At 34.7% G+C, this 24,164-nt stretch carries 15 protein-coding genes; 2 read left to right on the forward strand and 13 right to left on the reverse strand.

The annotated features are described in order from the left end of the window. Positions 1–7 precede the first annotated feature (7 nt). Entirely contained in the window at positions 8–919 is a 912-nt protein-coding gene (locus tag BM289_RS20515) for a bifunctional metallophosphatase/5'-nucleotidase (RefSeq protein ID WP_091497011.1), read from the forward strand. On the opposite strand, the gene BM289_RS20520 is transcribed toward BM289_RS20515, so the two are convergent. From BM289_RS20520 to rpsF, 9 genes are all read right to left on the reverse strand, one after another. Then, complete coding sequence (locus BM289_RS20520; protein ID WP_091497013.1) at positions 906–1,598, reverse strand: hypothetical protein; 693 nt, start codon at positions 1,596–1,598, stop codon at positions 906–908. The two genes, BM289_RS20515 and BM289_RS20520, sit on opposite strands and share 14 nt — an antisense overlap. Further along, positions 1,585–3,591: an NAD-dependent DNA ligase LigA gene (ligA, locus tag BM289_RS20525; protein WP_091497015.1), complete on the reverse strand. Its 2,007-nt coding sequence runs from the start codon at positions 3,589–3,591 to the stop codon at positions 1,585–1,587. Before ligA ends, BM289_RS20520 begins: the two co-directional genes overlap by 14 nt. Positions 3,592–3,826: 235 nt before the next feature. Beyond that, positions 3,827–5,764, reverse strand: a complete 1,938-nt coding sequence (locus BM289_RS20530) for an OmpA family protein (protein WP_091497017.1) — start codon at positions 5,762–5,764, stop codon at positions 3,827–3,829. Positions 5,765–5,776: 12 nt separating this feature from the next. Beyond that, positions 5,777–6,709 carry a PorP/SprF family type IX secretion system membrane protein gene (locus BM289_RS20535; RefSeq protein ID WP_091497019.1) on the reverse strand — a complete coding sequence of 311 codons (933 nt, stop codon included), beginning with the start codon at positions 6,707–6,709 and terminating at the stop codon, positions 5,777–5,779. Between the two features lie 47 nt (positions 6,710–6,756). Further along, positions 6,757–16,452, reverse strand: coding sequence for an Ig-like domain-containing protein (locus BM289_RS20540; RefSeq protein WP_091497021.1), 9,696 nt, complete (start codon positions 16,450–16,452; stop codon positions 6,757–6,759). 1,119 nt (positions 16,453–17,571) lie between these two features. Continuing rightward, positions 17,572–18,045: a DUF6495 family protein gene (locus BM289_RS20545; protein ID WP_091497023.1), complete on the reverse strand. Its 474-nt coding sequence runs from the start codon at positions 18,043–18,045 to the stop codon at positions 17,572–17,574. 127 nt (positions 18,046–18,172) lie between these two features. Continuing rightward, on the reverse strand, positions 18,173–18,613 hold the full coding sequence (gene rplI, locus BM289_RS20550; RefSeq protein ID WP_091497025.1) for a 50S ribosomal protein L9: 441 nt from the start codon (positions 18,611–18,613) through the stop codon (positions 18,173–18,175). 64 nt (positions 18,614–18,677) lie between these two features. Then, positions 18,678–18,974 carry a 30S ribosomal protein S18 gene (gene rpsR / locus BM289_RS20555; RefSeq protein WP_002987043.1) on the reverse strand — a complete coding sequence of 99 codons (297 nt, stop codon included), beginning with the start codon at positions 18,972–18,974 and terminating at the stop codon, positions 18,678–18,680. Between the two features lie 5 nt (positions 18,975–18,979). Beyond that, a complete protein-coding gene (rpsF, locus tag BM289_RS20560; protein WP_068842999.1) occupies positions 18,980–19,321 on the reverse strand; it encodes a 30S ribosomal protein S6 in 342 nt (113 codons plus the stop codon). Positions 19,322–19,499: 178 nt separating this feature from the next. Here rpsF and BM289_RS20565 point away from each other — a divergent pair, with 178 nt between their 5' ends. Further along, positions 19,500–20,198, forward strand: a complete 699-nt coding sequence (locus BM289_RS20565) for a LytR/AlgR family response regulator transcription factor (protein WP_091497027.1) — start codon at positions 19,500–19,502, stop codon at positions 20,196–20,198. Positions 20,199–20,204: 6 nt separating this feature from the next. Here BM289_RS20565 and priA read toward each other — a convergent pair whose 3' ends face one another. From priA to bla-B1-FLAV, 4 genes are all read right to left on the reverse strand, one after another. After that, complete coding sequence (priA, locus tag BM289_RS20570) at positions 20,205–22,655, reverse strand: replication restart helicase PriA (protein ID WP_091497029.1); 2,451 nt, start codon at positions 22,653–22,655, stop codon at positions 20,205–20,207. A 46-nt stretch (positions 22,656–22,701) separates the two neighbouring features. Then, entirely contained in the window at positions 22,702–23,106 is a 405-nt protein-coding gene (locus tag BM289_RS20575; protein ID WP_091497031.1) for a type II toxin-antitoxin system VapC family toxin, read from the reverse strand. Further along, positions 23,106–23,342, reverse strand: a complete 237-nt coding sequence (locus tag BM289_RS20580) for a hypothetical protein (protein WP_091497033.1) — start codon at positions 23,340–23,342, stop codon at positions 23,106–23,108. The genes BM289_RS20575 and BM289_RS20580 overlap by 1 nt, the downstream gene beginning before the upstream one ends. Positions 23,343–23,420: 78 nt before the next feature. Continuing rightward, on the reverse strand, positions 23,421–24,164 hold the full coding sequence (gene bla-B1-FLAV, locus BM289_RS20585) for a subclass B1 metallo-beta-lactamase (protein ID WP_091497035.1): 744 nt from the start codon (positions 24,162–24,164) through the stop codon (positions 23,421–23,423).

A 24,164-nucleotide genomic window follows, 5' to 3' on the forward strand; every position in this document is an offset into this window, starting at 1 on the left:
ATAAAAAATGAAAAGAAGAGAGTTTATCGAAAAAACAGCAGCGAGTACTGCCCTACTAAGTTTAGGATTGTCTTTGAGCAGTTTTGGAACAAACGATATTAAACATTTAACAATTCTACATACCAACGATGTGCACAGTCATATCGATCCCTTTCCTGCTGATGATCCGCGTAATCCAAATAAAGGAGGTGTTTCTCGTCGTGCGGCATTGATTGAATCTATTCGAAAAGAAAATCCTAATGTTCTTTTATTAGATGCCGGAGACATTTTTCAAGGAACTCCTTATTTTAATTATTACGGAGGCGAATTGGAGTTCAAATTAATGAGTATGATGAAGTATGATGCATCTACTATTGGAAATCATGATTTTGATAATGGCTTGGACGGATTATACGCTCAGCTTCCGCACGCTACTTTTGATTTCATCAACTCCAATTATGATTTCAAAAATACCGTTATGGACGGACATGTAAAACCTTATAAAATTTTCAATAAAAACGGAATTAAAGTTGGCGTTTTTGGTGTTGGAATTGAATTACAAGGTTTAGTAGATAAAAAATTGTATTTAGAAACGGTTTACAACAATCCGGTTGAAATCGCTCAGGATATGACCAAACTTTTAAAACACGAACAAAAATGTGATTTGGTAATTTGTCTTTCGCATTTAGGTTATAAATACAAAGATGATCCGGAAAAAATCAGTGACTTGAAATTTGCTGAGCAAACTCAGGATATCGATTTAATTATTGGTGGTCACACTCATACTTTCTTAGATAAACCAACCGTTGTAAAAAACAAAGCCGGTAAAGATGTTTTGGTAAATCAAGTGGGTTGTTACGGAATCAATTTAGGTCGTATTGATTTTTACTTTGATAAAGATAAAGCTCATACCAACCAAGGTACCACTATTGTTGTATAGGTTTCTTTTGAATTCTGGCTTTTTCTAAAAAGTATTCTACCATAAAGAAATAAGCCAGAATTTGGGTTACATCTCGTATTAAAACCAAAACGATAGAATACGAGAAATATTCGTTGAAAATATAAAAGATGTCTGAGAAAATGTAGCTTATCGCCATTAAAGACATTAATAGTGTAATATGAGTTCCTTTTGTGATGTAACTTACAAAACAGAAATAACTCATTATACTTAAAACAATACCATAAAAAGTATACAGCAAGTTGAATTTCTTCATATTATCAAGCTGTAAACTCAAAACAGAAATCAAAAGATAAACAATAAAAACTACCACTATAGAAATGGGCAGAATATCTCGTTTTGTCAATTTTATTCTGTCATGCTCAGTAATAAAAATTTTTACAATTAGAAGATAAACAATTAAGAAACTAATTACTGCTCCTAATTCAGAGCTTTCTATATCCATTAAATCGTAAACTTGTCCGATAAAGCAGAAAAAGAAAATTGCTCCCTCGGTTTTTCCAATTTGAAATTCACTGCTGATTAAAAAGTAGATAAAAATAGCCGGAAGAACAATCGCTTTGGCATAAGTCGCAAAAAAGTCCTGTTGTGCCCAATCAAAAATAATGGTACACAACAAGGCGAAAAAAAACAAAATTAACGACGGTTTATTCGCTTTCATTTAATTTGTTTATAAAATCTTCTTCCGATAATATAGGTATATTTAATTTAGTTGCTTTTTCTAATTTAGCTGGCCCCATATTATCTCCCGCAACGACAAAGTCGGTTTTTGCAGAAATAGAACTTCCTACTTTCCCCCCATTATCCTCTATCGCTTTCTTTAATTCATCTCTTGAAAATTGGCTGAAAACTCCTGAAACTACAAAAGTTTTACCAATAAATTTCTCGGTAGCATTTGGGTTGATTTTTTCTACAATTTCAAATTGTATTCCGTAACTTTTTAGGCGTTCTATAATGATTTTATTTTCTTCATTTTCAAAGAATTCGATAACGCTTTTTGCAATTCTTTCTCCAATTTCATCAACCAAAATCAAATCCATCAAAGAAGCTTGGCTTAAAGCATCTATATTTTTATAATGTTTCGCTAATTTTTTAGCTACTGTTTCGCCGACAAAACGAATTCCTAATGCAAACAGTACGCTCTCAAAAGGAATTTCTTTTGATTTTTGAACTCCATTCACCAGATTTTCAGCAGATTTCTGAGCCATTCTTTCTAAATGCAGAATGTCTTCTACTTTCAATTCATATAAATCAGCATAATTATGAACCAAACCATTCTTGAATAATAACGCAACGGTTTCTCCGCCAAGCCCTTCAATATCCATTGCTTTTCTGGAAATATAATGCTGAATTCTACCAATAATCTGCGGAGGACATCCGTAAAAATTTGGGCAATAATGATTCGCTTCTCCTACATTTCTAACCAATTCCGTATGACATTCAGGACAATAAGAAATATAATGCGTTGGTTCTGAATTTTCAGGACGTTTTTCTAAATCTACTGCAATAATTTTTGGAATAATCTCTCCTCCTTTTTCTACAAAAACAGTATCATTAATTCGGATATCTAATTTTTCAATTTGATCTGCATTGTGAAGAGAAGCTCTTTTTACAATTGTACCTGCAAGCTGAACCGGTTCCAAATTAGCAACGGGCGTGATAGCACCAGTTCTTCCCACTTGATATGAAATTGATTTTAATTTAGTTGAAGCCTGCTCTGATTTGAATTTATAAGCCATTGCCCAACGAGGCGATTTTGCTGTATATCCTAATTCTTCTTGATGCTGAATACTGTTTACTTTTATTACAACACCATCTGTTTCATAAGGAAGATTATGACGATGCGTATCCCAATAGTCAATAAAGTCAAAAACTTCATGCATATTATTGACTAATTTGGCTTCATTTGGTACTTTGAATCCCCAGCTTCTAGCCGATTCCAGTCCCTCAAATTGAGATTTAAATGGTAGATTATTTCCCGTAACAAAGTATAACAGACATTCTAATGGACGTTTCGCAACCTCAGCGCTGTCTTGTAATTTTAAACTTCCTGAAGCCGTATTTCTTGGGTTTGAATAAGGAGTTTCACCAATTTCAATTAATTCTTGGTTCATTTTTTCGAAACCTTTAAAAGGCAGAATAATTTCGCCTCGAATATCAAATTTATCAGGATAATTACCTTTTAAATGTAACGGAACCGATTTTATTGTTTTGATATTTGTTGTTACCTCATCACCCTGAAAACCGTCGCCACGTGTTAACGCCTGAACCAATTTTCCGTTTTCATAAGTAATACTGATAGAAGCACCATCGTATTTTAATTCGCAGGTATATTGCAAACTCACATTTCCTAAAACTCTTTGAATACGGTTTTCCCAATCCAAAAGGTCTTCTTTAGAATAAGAATTATCCAAAGAATACATTCTGTATTGATGTGCAATTGTTTTAAAATTCTTCGTAACCGCTCCACCCACTCTTTGTGTCGGCGAATTTTCGTCAAAAAACTCTGGATGCTTATTTTCTAAATCCTGAAGCTCTTTTAGTTTTATATCAAAATCATAATCAGAAATTGTGGCATTGTCTAACACATAATAGTTGTAATTGTGTTGGTTAAGTTCATTTCGTAATGTTTGAATGGTTTCTTGAATGCTCATAAAATTCTGCAAATTATAATTGTGATAAACTGATTATCAAAATTAGAATATTTTTTGTTCAAAAGCATAAAATATAAAAGTTTTAAAAAATCAAAAATCAGACTGCAAATTCATGCAATCTGATTTTCTCCTTGTCCATTATTCTTAAAAAAGAATTAAAAAAACCAACTTCCAAATGGTTTTGACGTTTTATATTTTTATCTGAAAATCAATAATTTACAGAACAAATATAAGACTATTTTTGAATAATGATAAAATCTGAACGTCTATTTAAAAGATGTTCTTCTTCTGTACATTTTACACCATTTTTACATTTATTTATTAATCGGCTTTCACCATAACCAATGGCACTTTCGATACGAGAAGAATCAATACCTTGTGACAAGATGTAATCTCTGGTTGATTTAGCTCTATTGTCAGACAATTTCAAGTTATAAGAATCTTTTCCTCTTGAATCGGTGTGCGATTCAATTTTGATTCTGATGTTTGGAAATTTCTGCATAATGAAAACTACCTTGGTCAATTCTTCAATTGCTTTTGGCGTAATATCGTATTTATCGTAATCAAAATAAATTGGATTAACATCTACTTTTTCTACTCCTTGTTTTTTTACAACTAAGTCATCGTAGTTGCTTAATTCGAAATTAACATTCGTAATCTCTCCTCCGTTATTCCCAGTCGTCTCAACTGTTTTGTCGTCACTGCTGTAATTTGGTTTTGCAGCAATCATTTTGACTACTTTATTACAAGGAACTTCTATCGCATATTTTCCATCAAAATTTGTTTTGGTTTCACCTAAAACTTCACTGAAAGAATTGTACGCTAATATTGTTACATCTGTCAAAGGCTTTTTGGTTTTACGATCTACAGCAATCCCGGAAATACTTTGGTTACAAACCGGTTTTCCTTTTACAAAAGAGTAAATATCATCATCACCTTTTCCTCCTGCTCTGTTAGAAGAAAAATAGCCGTAAGTACCTGCTTTGTTAATTATAAAAGAAAAGTCGTCTTTGTTACTGTTAACTGGTGCTCCCAGATTTTTAGGAACAGTGAAGTTTCCATCTGCAAGGAATTTACTTTCGTAAACATCTAAATCTCCCATTCCATAATGTCCATCAGACGAGAAATATAAAACACCGTTCTGATAAAATGGAAACACTTCATTACCAATTGTATTAATCGTTGGTCCTAAATTTAATGGAGAACTCATTGTTCCGTCGGCCGCAATTTTGACCACATACAAATCTGTTTCTCCAAATCCGCCTGGCATATCTGAAGCAAAGAAAAGCCATTGTCCGTCTTCACTTAAAGAAGGATGTCCAACTGAATAATCATCATTATCAAAAAATACTTTCTCTGGATTTTCTAACTTATTATCAACAATTGATCCTTTGATAATCTGGAAGTTGTTGATTTTTGCTTCATCTACAACCAATTTATTTTTCTTTACAATATTTGTTGAATAATAAATCGTTTTTCCCTGACTATCAAAACTTGCTGTTGCTTCATGATACTTCGTCATTACGTTTGGCATAAAAACAGTTTCGTTGAACAGACTTCCATCAGCAGGATTTCTTTCAGCGATATACAAGCTCAAAAAAGGCTGATTGTTCCAAGTATACAATTTTTCGCTAAACTTCGTGGTATCACGAGCTGAAGAAAATACAACCTGATCTTTGAAAAAAGTAGCTCCAAAATCTGATTTACTAGTATTGATGTCCAAATTTTTGATGGTATAAAGAGATTTTGCTTTGGCTAAACTGTCCATATATTGTTTTTGGGCAACATAGCGGTTGATTTCTTTTTTATCACCTTTTTTATCTAAATATTCTTTGGTAACTCTATCTGCTTCATCATAATCCATGACGGCTTTCATAGATTGGATGTAACGCAGATAGTAAATATCAGTCAAGTTGTTTCCTTGTGCTTCATATAACTTTCGATACCATTTTAACGCATTTCTGGAGTCTGAAATGAAATAATAGGAATCGGCGGCATTCTTTAAAGTCTGAGCTGATGGATTTTTGATGTTTTGCAAACATTCCTCATAAGCTTTGGAAGCATCTAAGTAGGCAAAGTTTCTAAACAAAGCATCAGCCTGCTTCAAATTAGTTTTTTGAGCGAAACTAAACGTAACGCTCAAAATTAAACTCAGGATATATAGTTTTCTCATAGGTTTTATTTTTTAGAAGAATCGAGGAGATTTGATTTTGCTTTGATTTTTCACGAATTGATAACGCAAGATGATCTCATGCGAACCATCATTGTATTTATTCAATTGACTTACAGTGTAATCAAATGCATATCCGAGATAAAAACTTGGTGCAATTTGAAAACCTGCCAGTATACTCACAGAATCATCTGTTCGATATGCTCCTCCTATGACAAATTTTTCCTGAATCATAAAATTTGCTGATATATCTGCGGAAATTGGTGCTCCGCTAACTGCTTTTACTAAAAATGCTGGTTTGAATTTTAAATTTGGATTCAAATCAAAAACATAACCTCCCATTAAAAAGAAATGCATACGATCATAATCAATAGATTCCTGAACATCGTCATAATAATCATTTCTAATAAAATTTGGAACAGAGGCACCTACATACCATTTATCTGTATAGTAATAAATTCCGGCTCCAATTGCCATTTTCATCTGATTATTAATATTTTGATTTAACAAAACATCATCGTTGTCATAATATCTTCCTTTTGACCAATCGATGTTCAGCATTCTTGCTCCTGCTTTTAAACCAAAAGCAAGTCTTTTTTCATATCCTAAAGGCAATGAATAAGAGAAGTTTCCATCAAAATAAAGCTCATTAGAAGGGCCTATTTTATCATTAACAACACTTAATCCCAAACCTACTTTTTCATTTCGGAGAGGTGAATGAATAGAAAATGACTGCGTTTCTGGAGCACCATCAATACCAATCCATTGAGAACGATACAAAAGTGCTGCTTCTATGGTTCCGGTAGATCCAGCATACGCTGGATTTACCGCCATAGTGTTATACATATATTGTGTATACTGAGGATCCTGTTGCGCTGTTGCACAAACCGTAATAAAAGAACATATTAAAATGAAATATGTTTCTAATGATTTTATATATAGTTTCATAACGATACTTATTTAGTTTAGTTAATTAGATGATTAATAGAAGTGGCTTATCTCATAATAGACAACCAGCCTTTTTTAACCGTTCCATCTCCGATGGTGATCACATAAAAATAAGTACCTGTTGGCAGCATATCCCCTCTATTAACAACTCCGGATACATTTGCAGTTCCGTTCCAATCATTTTCATAGTGTGTTTTACTGTACACTAATGCTCCGTATCTGTTAAATACTTTCAACTCATTATTCGGATAAGATTCGATACAGTCAATTCTGAACAGATCATTTTTACCGTCATTATTTGGTGTAAACTCATTGTAAACTGTCAAACAAATTGGCTCTAACGTAACTGAAGCTGAATTGTTTGATGCATCAACATCTAAAGGAGTTGAAGTTTCAACTGTTGCAACGCTAGTATAATTTCCGTTAGGCAATACTTCTGCAACGATTGTTAATACCACACTCTGTCCTGCATTTAATCTTGGAATTGTCCAAAGTTGCGTATTTGGATCGTATGTTCCTGAAGTTGTAGATGAACTTACCAATTCTAATCCGCTTGGAAGCAAATTACTCACAATTGTATTGATGAAATCGCCTTCTCCAACATTGTTAACCGTGATTGTAAAAGTTACTTTATCACCAAAATTTGGAGTTGGGTTATCAACTGTATGAGTGATGGTTAGATCAGAGCAACTTGTTACACTAACATTTAATGTTTTAGTTGTTCTTTCATCACAAGTATTGGTATAAGTAACACTAACTGTTCCAGGACCAACATCTGACCAAGAAACTGTAACAGATCCGTCTGCTGCACCTCCTCCAGTAACAATTGTGCCTCCGTTAATTGTCCACACATAATCAGATTTTCCATTTGCAATTGAGTATGTTACACCTTTGAATACACAAGGCGTATCATCTGTTGTTGCAATTTGATAAGCCGCATCATTTTCAAATGAAACAGTTATTGCCAATCTTGGTCCGTTGTCACAGCCATTAGTTGTATTTGCTAAAGCTCCAGCGTAATATGTTGTTGCTGTAAGTGGTGTATTAGCTGCTAATGGTGTTCCTCCTGTTGCTGCAGTATACCAAACTACATTTGCTTCATTCACTTGAATATTAGCTAATGTTGGCACCGCAGATAAACAGAATTTCTGAGCCGTGTTTGTTGTTGTAATTACGCTTGGCGTATTTACATTTACAGTAACAGCAAGTCTAACTGGATTTTCACAACCAATCGCACTAGAAACTGCTCCATAATAGATACCTGTTGTAAGCGTTGCAGTTGATGCAAGTGCCGTTCCTCCTGTTGCTGTAGTATACCAAACTACATTTGCTTCGTTCACTTGAATATTAGCAACGGTTGGTGAATTAAGCGTACAGAAGTTTTGAGTCGCATTATTCGTTGTTGGTGTCGCACTAGGATTAACAACTGTAACTGTTACCTGTAAACGTGTTGTACTTTCGCAACCTGTTGCTGCATCAACTATATTTCCGTAATAAACTCCAGAAGTCAATATTGTTCCTGCCGGAATCGCTGTTCCTCCTGTTGCAGCGGTATACCAAGTTACATTACTTTCGTTTACTTGAATATTGGCTATTGTAGGCGCTGCAGTAGAACAGAAAGTTTGCGCTGCATTATTTGTTGTTGGATTAATTGTGTTTCCAACTGTAACTGCCACTTGTAATCTTACACTGCTTTCACAACCCGTTGCTGGATCTTTTATAGCTCCAAAATATGTAGCTGTTGTTAATACAGCTGTTGAAGCTAAAGCAGTTCCGCCAGTTTGTGTCGTGTACCAAACTACATTGCTTTCATTTACCTGAATATTAGCAACTGTTGGGTTTGTACCAGAACAGAAAGTTTGTGTCGTTGCATTTGTTGTAGGTGTAGCCGGATCAGTTACGCTTACTGCAACTTGCAATCTTACTGAACTTTCACAGCCTGTCGTTGCATCTAATAATGCAGCGTAATAGATACCAGTTGTTAAAGCTGTTGTAGATGGAATTGCTGTTCCTCCTGTTGCAGTTGCATACCAAACTACATTGGTTTCGTTTGTCTGAATACTTGCAAATGTCGGTGCATTTACCAAACAGAAATCCTGTGTTGCATCTGCAGTTGTTGGTGTTCCCGGATCTGAAACTGTAACAGCAACCATTAATCTGGCTGCGCTTTCACAACCTGTAGCTACATCTGTTAAAGCGGCATAGTATGTTCCGCTTGTTAAGGCTGTTGTTGCAGGAATAGCTGTTCCGCCTGTTGCAGCTGTATACCAAACCACATTGGTTTCGTTTGTCTGAATACTCGCAAACGTCGGTGCATTTACTAAACAGAAATCTTGTGTTGCATCTGCAGTTGTTGGTGTTCCCGGATCTGAAACCGTAATGGTTACAGCTAATCTTACTGAACTTTCACAGCCTGTCGTTGCATCTAGTAAAGATGCGTAATAGGTACCGCTTGTTAAAGCTGTTGTCGACGCAATTGCTGTTCCTCCTGTTGGAGTATTATACCAAACCACATTGGTTTCGTTTGTCTGAATACTCGCAAACGTCGGTGCATTTACTAAACAGAAATCTTGTGTAGTATCTGTTGTTGTAGGTGTAGCCGGATCAGTTACGCTTACTGCAACTTGCAATCTTACTGAACTTTCACAGCCTGTCGGTGCATCTAATAATGCAGCGTAATATGTACCAGTTGTTAAAGCTGTTGTAGATGGAATTGCTGTTCCTCCTGTTGCAGTTGCATACCAAACTATATTGATTTCATTTGTCTGAATACTTGCAAATGTCGGTGCATTTACCAAACAGAAATCCTGTGTGGTATCAGCAGTAGTTGGCGTTCCCGGATCTGAAACTGTAACAGCAACCATTAATCTGGCTACGCTTTCACAACCTGTAGCTGCATCTGTTAAAGCGGCATAGTATGTTCCGCTTGTTAAGGCTGTTGTTGCAGGAATAGCTGTTCCGCCTGTTGCAGCTGTATACCAAACCACATTGGTTTCGTTTGTCTGAATACTTGCAAATGTCGGTGCATTTACCAAACAGAAATCTTGTGTTGCATCTGCAGTTGTTGGTGTTCCCGGGTCATTTACAATAACATCTACTGTCAATCTGGTAGCACTTTCACAACCTGTACTCAAATCTGAAATTGCTGCAAAATATTGTCCTGTTGTCAATGCTGTTGTTGACGGAATAAGTGTTCCACCAGTTAAAGCTGTATACCAAACAATATTACTTTCATTAGTCTGAATACTTGCAAACGTTGGTGCATCTTCTAAACAGAAAGTTTGAGTTCCTGCTGTTACCAATGTCGGTGTTCCTGGATCGTTTACAATTACATCTACTGTTAATCTTACAGCACTTTCACAGCCAGTTGTTGGATCTGAGATTGCTGCAAAATACTGTCCTGTTGTCAACACTGTTGTTGATGGAATCAATGTTCCACCAGTTAAAGCTGTGTACCAAACAATATTACTTTCATTAGTTTGAATACTTGCAAATGTCGGTGCATTTACTAGACAGAAGTTTTGAGTTCCTACTGTTACCAATGTCGGTGTTCCCGGATCATTTACTGAAATTGTAACAGCAAGTCTTACACTACTCTCACAACCTGTAACGGCATCTGTCGCCGCAGCATAATAAATACCATTTACCAAAGCTGTAGTCGATACCAAAGGAGTTCCTCCTGTTGCCACATTATACCAAATAACATTACTTTCATTTACCTGAATGTTTGCAATTGTAGGGTTATTTTCTAAACAGAAATCTTGTGTTGTATCTGTTGTGGTTGGCGTATTTGGATCACTAATCATGATTACTGCATCTTGAAGAGTACCCGCAAGATTTTCACATGTATTAGTACTTGCCACAGCCACATAATACGTAATCGGACTTACTGCTTTTGTTAATCCTACAGCTGTCAATACACCTGCAACATCAATTGTATAAGTTACTCCTGCTATAACAGAACCATTTGTAATTGGTTGTGTTTTATTAGCATCCAAATACCAGGTAAATACCGGACTAGTTAATGAAGGTGCCGTTGGCGTTAATGATGCAGGTGTACTGTGACAAACTGTTACATCATCTACCAAAATATCATTTACTGTTGAAGGAGGCAGAATAGTAAACGTAATTTGTTTTCTAGCTGCTTCTGTAGTTTCACAGAATTGATCAGAACTTACTCCAACATAATAAGTATAAGTTCCCGGAGCTAGTCCGTTTACAACTAATTGTGCAGTCGTTTCACCCGGAATCAACTGAGCAGTTGTTCCGTTCAGACTATACCAGTAGTAAACTGGATTAGTTAAAACTGGTGTTCCGCTTAAGCCAGTAGCTAATGTTACTGATCCTGAAACAGAACAAATAGAAGTTGTTGTTCCACCATTTAAAGTGATATCTGTTAAAGCATTTACCGGAGCAGAAGCTTTTACCTCAACGGTTACCTCTCCTCTTGCAAAAACTTCACATCCATAACGTACTGGCTGTACATAATATTTATAAATTCCTGATGCTAAATTTGCTGGCACCGTATATTTAATACCTGATGCTAAAGGGTTTCCTCCCGTTTCTGCATCATACCAAATATAGGTAGAACAAGCTTCTTCAGGAATCTGAAGTGTAATATCCGTTCTCGGACAAACTGTAATTTTGTTTTGAGGATCTGCTCCTATAACAGTTGTGTTAGCCGTTCTTTCTACTGTGTGAACTCTTAAGAAGTCCAATACTCCAAGAACACCTCCTAAACGAATTCTTACTCTATCATAAATTTCAGTTGGAGAAGATACTAATACCATTGCTAAGGAATTACCAGGAAGTAATTTCAAACTTAATAATGTACTTGTATTTTGAATTGGAGCTCCAACCGCAACATTACCTAAATAACGCTGAACTGTAAATCCAGTCAATAAATTAACGCTTAAAAGTGTTCCCGGTTTAGAAATTACAATTCTTAATGTATCACTTACAACCGATGGTGTTTTAAACTGAACAGTCAAATCTGCCGATGCTAAAGCACCGGCTCCACTATACATAGTTGCAAAAGTAGTGATATCATTATCTGCAATATTCCATGCATCACTCACACCTACCGCAGCAGTTAAGGCTCCAACAGGAAGCCCTAAATCTGTTGCTCCATAAAAAACATCCTGAATATCTCCTCCTGCACAAGTTACCGATGTAACCGGTTTGTTGTAATGTGCATCAAATACTTTTGTATTCTGAGCAACACTTAAAACTGAAGCAGACTGAATACGAATACCATTGTAATCCTGAGGGCCTGAGGCATCTGAAGGTACAAAAGTAAATTCGTATGTGTTATCACCTGAAACTAAGTTTAATAAAGATCCTGAAACTGACTGCATCGCTCCAATTGGAGTACCTCCATTCAATCCCACTACTGATAAGTTTTGTCCAACAGCCAATAAGCTATATTCTGATCCCAGTTTAACTGTAACTGGTGTTCCTTTTGCAATTGTTGTTGGCCAAGTCAAATCCTGCCATGTCGTTCCTATTCCTAAAAGTCCTAAGCCCGTAGTGATAGTTGAAAATGTTTGAGGGTTACCATCGATAGCATTTCCTCCATTTGTAACATTTCCGGTAATAATTGAACCTGATGTTTGTGCTGTTGCATAAACCCTTTCAGACAGTGTCTGACAACTTGTAAGGTCAATTACATTAATTATTTTAGTCGCTGTAGCAGTACATGTTCCATCAGTTGCTACTGCTGTATAAGTATAAACACCAGGAGTATTTAAAACCCCGGTTGTTCCACTTGGTAAAACATTTCCCTGAGGGTCATACCAGGTAACCGTTCCTGTAGAAACAGCTGATAAAGTTACATTTGAACCAACATTTACTGATTCTTGCGGATTAGTTATAACTAAACTCGGAAGCGCATTAATAGTCACTGTTACCGATTGTCTAACAGACGGACAAGCAGCAGTACTACTTTGAGCCTCAATTGAATAAACCCCACTTGTTGTAATATTAGCAGCTACATCTGCAGTTATTACATTATTTGAAGAATCATAGAAAGTATAAGTAGTAGCTCCTGTAGTATCGAAATTAGTTATGGCACTTCTTAAATTAGCACTTCCACAGCCAATTAAAGTTGAATTCACATTTAAAACAGTAGTAGAAGGGAAATTTACTGTAACTTGTTTTAATGTTCCATTCACATTTTCACAAGTTCCTCCATTCAAAATTGAAACATAATAATTGTAAGGAGTTCCTCCAGTATTCAATCCTGCAATTGTAAGTGCTCCTGTAGTAGCATCTTTTGTAAATGTTACTCCAGGTTGAGCTAAAACCGTTGTACCTGTTACAATTTCCTGAGTTTTATTTTGATCTGTATAATATTTAAACTGAGCTCCTGCAATAATTGTTGAAGGTGCTATAACTGCTCCTCCGGCACAAGTCGCTTCAATAGGAGTTGTAACTGATATGTCTGCATCAGTAGGAATTGGCAGCACAGTTACTGTAACTCCTTGGCGTAAACTATTATCACAGCCTACACGTGTTCCTTGTAAATAGTAGGTCGTTGTAGCGGATAAAGCTGGCGTTGTTAAAACTCCTCCAGGTGTAGGTGTTATTGCAGTTCCTCCTGTAGGAACAGTGTACCAAGTAAACGTTTCTGTTCCTGTTGAAACTGGAGTTAAAACAGCATTCTGTCCAACACAAATTGGATTTGCTACACCTGTTACAGCTGCATTTGGAAATCTATACGCAGCTTGATAAATATATAAATTACTTAGTAATGTAGCTGTACCGCCTAATCTAACTTCGACACGGTCAAATGGAGCAGTTGTAGCAAAACTAGCTTTGAATTTATTTCCAGATAACAATTGAATACTCAACAAACTATTATTTAATGCTGTTCTATCATTATTAAAAACAGCTCCATTATAAGTTGCTAAGGTAATATTAGACAAAAGACTTATATCTAATAGACCGCCCGGAACTTCTAAATCTACATCAATAATGTCTCCTGTTTGTCCTGGAGTAGCAAATATTAATTGTTGCTGAAGATACGCTCCAACGCCAACCGGCACAGTAAGATGAGAATATGTATTAATGTTTCCATCAACAGAATTATTTCCGTCCGTGATTGTACATAAAGCACATAATAGACCATCAGTAGATGTTGTCTGAGTACCAGCTTGCAAACAAGTACTAGCATTAGCAATTACAATAACATTTATTGCTCCTCTCGTAGGACTAACACAGTCTGTTGCATCGTTTACCGCTTCAACATAATATGTTTTATTTGCAGTTAAAGCGGGACTTGGTGTAAATGATGCTACACCAAAAGCAATCGATGTACCTCCTGTTGGAACATCATACCAATTATACGTAACACCTCCTACTGGATTTGAAACAGATAAAGTAACTGTTTGTCCTGATTGTATAATTACATCTGTAGAGGCAAAAGTTGGCACTGCTGGCAGGGGACTTACTGTCAGTGGCACTGCTGTACGAGTCGGAGTTGAACAACCGCCCACAACAGCTTCAACATGGTAAGTCACGTTTGCCGTTAAAGCAGGAGTTATAAAGGTAGTTCCTGTAAACACCAAGCCGCCTCCCGATGCAGCATCATACCAGTTATAAGTAGTACCAGCAACTGGTGCCTGAACTGTCAATGTTGTAGATTGCCCATTACAAATTGTTGATGGCGATGCAGAGACCGCAGGAAGGACAGGGTTTTCTATTAAAATCTGAACTGGGTTTCTTTCACTATTTACACAGCCATTTCTTGTGACCTCAACATAATAAGTCGTTGGTGCTGTGATAGCTGGAGTTGTAAATACAGCAGTAGAAGCTAATGGCGTTCCGCCAGTCGCGACACTATACCAATTAACAGTTTCACCAACAGCTAAAGATGCTGTTAAAGTAGTAGCTTGTCCACTACAAATCGTTGTGTTTCCAGTTATTATTGGTGCTTTATATCTATATGTAGCTTGATAAATATTTACAGTAGTCAACACTGTTGCTAAACCACCTAATCGAATTTCAACACGATCAAAGTTAGCGCCAGCAACAACACTAGCTCTAAAACGATTACCTGATAATAATTGCAAAGTAATTAATGGATTATTAACTGCAACTCTATCATTATTATATGTGGCTCCATTATAAGTAGCCAAACTTACAGCCCCTAATAATGATAAATCCGCTATTCCTCCTGGCAATTCTAAATCTACATCTACAATATCACCAGCTTTCCCTGGATTTGCAAATTGTACTGTTTGCTGAATCCATCCATTGATCAATCCAACTGGTACAGATAATTGCGTCGCTGTTGCAGAATTTCCATCCACAGAATTATTTGGATTTGCAGAACTACATAACAAACAGAAACCATTTTGAACTATTGCCTGACTGCCTGCTTCAAGACAACCTACTAGAGAAGCTGGCTGAACTGTGACAGTCACAGGGATTCTTGCGGCACTTGGACAGTTTCCATTTGGGCTTTCTGCTTCAACATAATACGTTTTTGTAGCTGTCAAAATTGGTGTAACAAAAGTTACTGTGTTAGTAGCAACTGGCGAACCTCCCGAAGCCACTTCGTACCAATTTAATTGCACTCCTGGTTCAGAAGTTGAAGCGTTAAGCGTTGCATTCTGACCTGACTGAATTGTAACACTTTGAGTTAAAACCGTTGGATTTGCTGGAACTGCTGTAGAAACAACATTTGTTTGAACTCTACTACTAACACAGCTTCCAATAGAAGCTTGTACAAAAAATGAAGTAGTTCCCAAAGGAACAGTTGGCGAATACGTTGTTCCTGTTGCTAAAGCAGTTGTAGCAGTTGCTGTAGCATACCATGAATAAGTTGTTCCTGGTACTGGATTTAAAACAGATAAAGTTGTTTGCTGTGTCGCTCCTGCAGAACAAACGTTAAGTCCAACATTGCTAATTGCTGGTGCAATTGGATTAGAAACATTTAAAACAACTGGAACACGAACATTTCCTTCACAACCTGCAGCTCTGGTTATTCCTATATAATATGTTGTATTTGCTGTTAAAGCAGGAGTTGTATAAGTATTTCCTACTGCTAAAGCTGTTGTAGAAAATTCAGAACTGTACCATGCTAATGTAGTACCAGCCGCTGGTGTTGCTGTTAAAGTTGTTGGAACTCCCGCACAAACAGTTTGTGATAAACCACCTGTTACAGTTGGCTGAGCAAATTCCAATCTAACATCATAAATTCTTAAGTTTACTAAAAGGCTTACTAAACCTCCAACCTGAACCTGAATTTGGTTGGTATCACCTGTTACTGGAAACTTTGCAACTGCAACAGTATTACCATTTAGTAAATTCAAATTCAAAAGCGGACTGTTTAAAGCCACACTTGAACCTACATTCGTTCCCGAATTTTTAGCCTGAACCGAAGCATTGGATAATAAACTTAAATCAAGCAAACCATTACCTGTACCAAAATAAATAGCAATTTGGTCACCGGCGCGGGCCGTTTGGTTTAAAGTCATTGTTTCTTCGGCGAAACATCCTAGCAATCCAACACCATTTGTTAGAGTTGCATAAGTAGATAAGCCAGCACTGTCATAAGCATTGGCCGGACTATTAACATCTAATCCAATGCACAAAAGCCCTCCTCCTGTACTATTTGTTTGAGACACAGGTCTACAAATAGTTTGAGAGAATGCATTAGTGCATAAAAAGAATAAAGTTAAAAGTCCTAATAATCTCATTTGATACTTGAGATTACAAAAAGTAAAGTTTTTTTTCATAATTTGGAAGATTAGAAAATGGACAATAAAACACCTCTTGCAGTAAGTGCAAGCACCTACGCAATTAAACAATCAGTTAAAAATCAAACAGTTAAAACAAAATCTTTAAACCTAAAATAAGGTCTGCAAATTAAGTTTCGTTAAAAAAATATTATGTTGAATTCGGCATACCAAAATATGCCAGAGAACAAACCTTACCTCTCTGAGGTAAAATCGTTCAGTCTTTTGCGAGAAAAATTGATTGTAGTCAATTTTCTCAGAGGAGTGATTTGTTGCAGGTCTAATTTTCATAATGAAAATTTTTAGTTGACGTAGAATTGGGGAAATTCTATTTTATATAGTTAGGTTCATTTTTTTAAAGAAAGTTGATTAGTCTTTCTCAAAATTACTCAAGAATAAATCTTAAGATCTGAACTCGTTTATATCAGCACAAACAATTTTGCTGTCTTTCATAAATGCGCCGAGCAGAATTTATAAAAAACAATAATTTGAAAAATAAAACTTTGGGTAATAAAATAGATTTAGAAATCGAATAACGATTATATCCATCATTGAGATGAATTAAGCTTAATAGAACAAAAAATAAAGCTAAAATAAAATTGATAAAAGTAATTGTCAATTCCATACGCAGACTTATTATAGGTTATAATTTGGTTTTTGGAAAAAAGTACAAACAAAACTTTGTTTAACTTTTCTATATTAAAATTAAAAAAATCCAAAACAGAAAACAAGGATAAAATTCCTATAATTTTTCTCTTAAATCCAAAATCAAAATTTAACAAGCCTCGAAAACATCAGAAAAACCTACTATTTTAACAAAATTAAGCGGTAAAAATTTTCTTAAATAAAAGTTCAATAAAAAGTGTTAAATATCAAAAAACAAAGTTAATTCCTACACTAATTAAAATTCTATCGACAAAAATATCCGTAATTCAGACCAAATACACAAAAAAAAGCACATCTAGAATTAATTTGCCAAAACTTTGAAAAATAAAAGGAAAACACGTAGAAATACCTGGAAGAAAATCAAAACAAACTTAAACAAAAGTTAAAATACAACAAAAAAGGCAAACAATTAACATTCAATTGTTTGCCTTTCAAAAAATGTCACAAACCTAATTATGACTCAATAATGCTATTAATTTGATTAAATAATTGTCCGTCACTTAAAAATGCTCCTTGTTTAATCAATTCAAAAATTGAAATGTTTCTTTCATCAGTGAACACTTTCTTACCTACTTTCATTTCAATATTATCTGTAAACATATTATCACTTAACCATTGAAGTCCTTCCTTAGTTAAAAAATCAGTTTCACCAGAAAGGGATTTTAAAACGATTGATTGTATGTAGGTATCAAAACAGTGAAACAAAAAGATATGATTCTTGGAAAAATGCTCCAAATACTCCGCTCTGGACAATACTCCTTCCCAAATTAAATCCGAGAATACATCCAGCTCTTGTTCTGCTACTTCAGGTTTATTTTCTTTAAGCTCTTCCCATTCTTTTCTATCAATTGCCTGTGTCGCTAAAAAACTTGCAAATTCAGCATGTAATTCATCGAACTGTTCTTTTGTTAATCTTGCGTATTTCATTAATTTTTGGATTTTAGATTTCAGATTTTAGATTTATTGCAGTACAAAAAATCTAATTATTCTAAAATTAGATAAAACAAAAAAATCCCGATTTTCATCGGGATTCTTATATAGATTTTTAAAACTATTACTTTTCAGCAACAATTTCGTAAGCTAACTCAACGATTACATCTCTGTGTAAACGAACTGAAGCATTGTATTTACCAATACGTTTTACAACACCACTAGTGATGAATTTTCTATCGATAGCATTACCAGATTTCTCTAAAGCTTCAGCAATATCGATGTTAGTGATAGAACCAAAAAGTTTCTCTCCACCAGCTTTTGCAGTAAGTTTAATTTCAAGAGCTTTCAAAGTTTCAGCCAATGCTTTAGCATCAGCAACAATTTTAGCTTCTTTGTGCGCTCTTTGTTTTAGGTTTTCAGCTAAAACTTTTTTAGCAGAAGGAGTTGCTAAAACAGCAAAACCTTGAGGAATTAAAAAGTTACGACCGTAACCAGGTTTTACAGATACTACATCATCTTTAAATCCTAAGTTTTGTACGTCTTGTTTTAAAATAAGTTCCATGTTGTTGTCCTTATATTTTAGAAGTTAGGTTCTATTATTAGAAACCAGCGACTAGAGTTTTTAATTATTTTAATAAATCGGCCACGTATGGCATTAAAGCTAAGTGACGAGCTCTTTTTACAGCTACAGAAACTTTTCTTTGGTATTTTAATGAAGTTCCAGTTAAACGACGAGGAAGAATTTTTCCTTGCTCATTTACGAATTTCAATAAGAAATCAGCATCTTTATAATCGATGTATTTGATTCCAGATTTTTTGAAACGGCAATACTTTTTAGTTTTGTTAGTTTCAATGTTTAAAGGCGTTAAATATCTGATATCTCCGTCTTTTTTTCCTTTTGCAGATTGCTCAATTGTAGACATAATAATTACGCTTTAGTAGATTTTAATTTTGCTCTTCTTCTCTCAGCCCATGAAATAGCATGTTTATCTAAACTTACAGTTAAGAAACGCATAACTCTTTCATCACGTCTGAATTCAGTTTCAAAAGCTAAAAGAACTTCTCCAGCTACTTTGAATTCGAATAAGTGATAAAAACCACTTTTTTTGTTTTGGATTTCGTAAGCCATTTTTTTAAGACCCCAATCCTCTTTCGATACCATTTCAGCTCCTCTACTAGTAAGAAATTCTTCAAATTTCGTTACTGTTTCCTTCACCTGAACCTCAGATAAAACGGGATTTAAAATGAAAACAGTTTCATAATGATTCATAAATACAATATTTATTTGTTAAAATTGGGTGCAAAAGTAATCATTAAATTTAAATACACAACACTTTTTTTCCTTTATTCGTCATAATGCAAAAAATATGCGTTCATTTTAGTTTTTTTTCCAAAAAAAACAATACATTTACTACTGCTATCCTGAATTTATTTTAAATTGACATGTTATGAAACTAAATTGTGTTGTTGTAGATGATAGTTCTATACAGAGGACAATTATTGCCAAATTGGTTAATAATCACCCAGGCTTGCATTTAATTGGTGACTTTTCTAATGCAATTGAAGCAAAAAGTTGTATCTCCCTGAATAATATTGACCTCATTTTTCTTGATATAGAAATGCCTGTTATCAATGGTTTTGATTTCCTTGACGGATTAAAATCGAAACCGCAAATTATATTTATTACTTCTAAAGCAGAATATGCTTTAAAAGCTTTTGATTACGACGCTACTGATTATCTTCAGAAGCCAATTGCTGTTGACCGCTTTAATGCTTCGGTTAAAAGAGCAATCGACATGCACTTGCTTAAAAAAGATGTCAAAGAAGAAGAAGGTGAACATATCTTCATCAAAAGTAATTTAAAAAAGCTCAAAATCTTCACTTCAAAAATAAAATGGATTGAGGCTTTTGGCGATTATGTGAGAGTAGTAACAGAAGACGACAGCAATCTGGTTCTTTCGACAATGAAATCTTTTGAAAATGATTTATCAAAAGACAAATTCATTCGTGTTCACAAATCATACATTATTAATATAGATAAGGTAGAGCGTTTTAATAGCAAATTTGCCGAAATTGGCATCACAAAAATACCTTTAAGCCGTAACAAAAAAGAAGACTTAGTAAAAGCACTTTCTACTCCTTCTTAATTACGACTAATAAAAATCGACATTCACAACAACTTTTATAGCTCTGTACTGAGCCACAGCTTCAAAACTATTCAGCATTTTCTGGATAGTTTTTTTTGTATTCCCCAAATGCTGGTTGTGTGGAATCTTAATCAAGATGCTTCTAATGTATTCATTTCGGATCCTGCTTATCGCTGGTTCTTCCGGCCCTAAAACCGGAATACCTAAATTCTGGCTCAAAACCTGATATAGCCACATCGACCCTTCTTTAAGTTTATCGTAATCACGATGTTTTAAAGTGAGTTTTATAATTCTGAAATAAGGAGGATATTTATAAATCTGACGATCGTATAACTGCTCCTTATACATACCTATATAATTATGATTTGTAACTTGCTGAATCGTATTATGATTCGGATTGTAAGTCTGAATCACAACTTTTCCTTGTTTTTCAGATCTTCCCGCTCTTCCGGCAACTTGTGTCATCATTTGAAAACTACGTTCAAAAGCCCTAAAATCAGGATGATGCAACATATTGTCGGCATTCATTATGCCAACCAGACTCACATTATCAAAATCTAAACCTTTAGCCAACATCTGAGTTCCTACCAAAACATCAATTTCTCTATTTTTAAAGGTATCGATAATCTTTTCGAAACCAAATTTACCGCGTGTTGTATCCTGATCCATTCTTCCGATTTTTGCTTTTGGAAAAATTGAGGAAAGCTCCTGTTCTATTTGTTCTGTCCCAAATCCTTTCGTTGTCAAATCAATACTGGAACAATTATGACAGTTGGTTGGCTTAGCAATAGAATAACCACAATAATGACAACGCAATTGATTTTTATGTTTATGATAAGTCAAACTTACGTCGCACTGCTGACAATGCGGAACATGTCCGCAAGTCATACATTCTATAACGGGAGAATATCCTCTTCTATTCTGAAATAAAATTACCTGCTCACCTACAGACAAAGCTTCCGCGATTTCTTCAATCAAAATATCGCTAAAATGTCCCGTCATTCTTTTCCTAAAATACTTGTCTTTTAAATCGACTAAAATAATTTCAGGAAGACGGACATTTTTATAACGTTCAGAAAGCGTTACCAAACCATATTTATCCTGCTGTGTATTAAAATAGGTTTCAATACTTGGAGTGGCAGATCCCAATAATACTTTCGCATTATGAAAATTCGCTAAAACTATTGCAGAATCTCTCGCATGATATCTAGGCGCAGGATCTGTTTGTTTAAAAGTCTGTTCGTGTTCTTCGTCAATAACTAATAAACCTAAATCGTTAAAAGGCAAAAATAAAGCCGACCTTGCTCCTATTACAATTTGTGCTTTTGGAGAATTTTCGAGCGTTTGCTTCCAAACCTCAACTCTTTCATTGTTGCTATATTTGGAATGAAAAACAGCCACTTTATCTCCAAAATGCAAACGTAATCTGGAAACCAATTGCGTAGTAAGTGCAATTTCCGGAAGCAGATACAAAACCTGCTTTCCTGTTTCCAAATATTCTTCGATTAACTTAATGTAGATTTCTGTTTTTCCACTTGAAGTCACTCCATGAAGCAGACAAACTTCTTTCTCTGCTAAACTTTCTTTAATAGCTGTAAAAGCTTTCTCTTGCGCTTCACTTAACTGAAGTTCTTTTTCCGATTTTTCCCCATTAAATGTAACGCGATCATGTTGCAAATAATATTCTTCGAAAATTTCTTTTTCTATTAAAGCTTTTACAACAGTTGAAGTCACTCCTGAAAACTCAGTTAATTTCTTCACTGTAACAGGCTTTTTTTCTGAAGCACTAATTTGAAAATAAGCCAAAACAATTTCTTTTTGTTTATTGGCATTTTTCAGTGTTTCAAGTAATTCTGCCAGACCATTATCCGATTCGTATTTCGAATGTAGTTTTACATATCGAACCAACTTAGGTTTATAGCTTTCTTTTATTTCTTCTTCTAAAAAAATAATATCTCTAGCTATTAATTTCTGTAGAATTGGAAGTATATTTTTTCTGTTTAATATAGAAGCTATTTCCTGAACCGTAAGTGAGCTTTGATGCTGTAACGCTTCATAAACTAAAAATTCATCATCCGAAAGTTCTGAATCATTGACTATGACATCTGGTTTATGCGAAACCACTGTTTCACTTTCCAATAATAATCCGCTTGGAAAAGCACCGCGATAGACGTCACCAATACCGCACATATAATAATTGGCAACCCAAAGCCAGTGTTTAATCTGAGTTTCGGTTGCGATTGGTTTTTCGTCTAAAATTTGATGGATTTCTTTGGCTTCGTACAATGTGGGCGCATTTTCATGCACATCTAATACAAGCGCCGTATAGATTTTGCTTTTACCGAAAGGCACCGCGACGCGCATTCCTTTTTGAATAAAATGGAATTCGGCTTCAGAAACACGATAAGTAAACGTTTTTGCTAAAGAAAGCGGTAAAATAACTTCGATAAAAAACATGTAGAAATTTTAAAAAGATTGAAGAATTAATTTGAACTGATAATGTTTAATTTCTTTCAAACCAATTCTCCATTTTAATTCCGTCCAAAAGCTTAAAATCTTTGACATTATCAGTAACCAAAATTAATTGATTCTCAACCGCTGTTACCCCAATTAAAAGATCAAATTCATCATTAATAGGTTTTCCTATTTTCCTAAGCCTAACCTTCTCAATTGCATATCTCTTAATTGACCCAAAAATTGGAAGTATTGTTAATCCTCTTAAAAAAACATCAACAGCTTTATTAGATTTTACTGGATCATCACTGTTTTCAGCACCAAAGCGAAGTTCTGCAACTGTTATCTCAGAAATATAACAATTTTCTAAACCTACTTGTTTCACCATTTTATCAAGATTAAGTTTTCCTCTTAAAAAGAATACACAAATACTTGTATCTAATAAATATCCCATTAAAACTTAATTTCTCTATTCTTAAAGTTTCTATTAGCTTTTATATCAGAAACTATTTCTTCTGGAGATTTTTCAGAAGCAAAGGCTCCAAAAGATTTATAGAAATCATTTTCTTTTGATTTATTGCTTTTTATAGATTTTGTTAGTCTTTCTATAAGTTCAATTTTATTTGAAAAACTAAGTCCTTCAAATAAATTTGAATAAGCCTCTAATATATTTTTATCCGTTACAGTCATCTTATCCCTCTTTACAATATAAATACAAATTTAAACTATTTTTCAACTCAAAACATACAAGGCTTTCATATTTGAGAACTACTTTTTCTTCAAAGAATTAGCCAAATAATCATTAACCAATTCGCTGGTATGATTTAAAGACTCTATATTTTTCCAATCATCGTGACCCGGAATAATGAACTTTGGATTCTTAAATTTTGTTTTGACTTTTCCAATAGATGTTTTCCATTCTTTCACATTTGCATCTCCTAAATAGCCTAAATCTTCTGCATCTGCACTTTTTACAAAACAGCCTCCGTAAAGCACTTTTTCTTTATCAAACCAAACTACAATATTGTCCGGCGCATGACCTTTTCCTGGATAATAAACTTCAAATTTATGCTGACCAACTGTAAATGTTGTATCATTCGGAATTATAAATTTTGCTCTTGGCTCTTTATTCTTTTTCAGAATATCGTCGGTCAGTTTTATTGAATACGTTTTGATTCCTTTTTTCTTGTAGAAATCAAATCCTCCTGCACGATCTTCATGAGAATGCGTTGCAAAAAGCATTACTACATCCTTATTATGTTTCGCTTTTATAGAATCTAATAAAGGCTGAAATTGTGTTTTATCCCAAGGTGCATCAAAAAGCACAACACCTTTATCTGTTACCAGATATAAGGCATTGGCAGAAATCTTGTTTCCTTTATAATCATTAAAGGTTCTATAAACATAAAAGTCACCTGTTAGATGACTTATTTGTAAAGGCGAATTCTTAGATTGTCCAAAGCTGTTTGAAACGATTGCTAAGAATAAAATTATCGAAGCTAATTTTCGCAT

It is taken from the genome of Flavobacterium phragmitis (assembly GCF_900112575.1).
Lineage (GTDB): Bacteria > Bacteroidota > Bacteroidia > Flavobacteriales > Flavobacteriaceae > Flavobacterium > Flavobacterium phragmitis.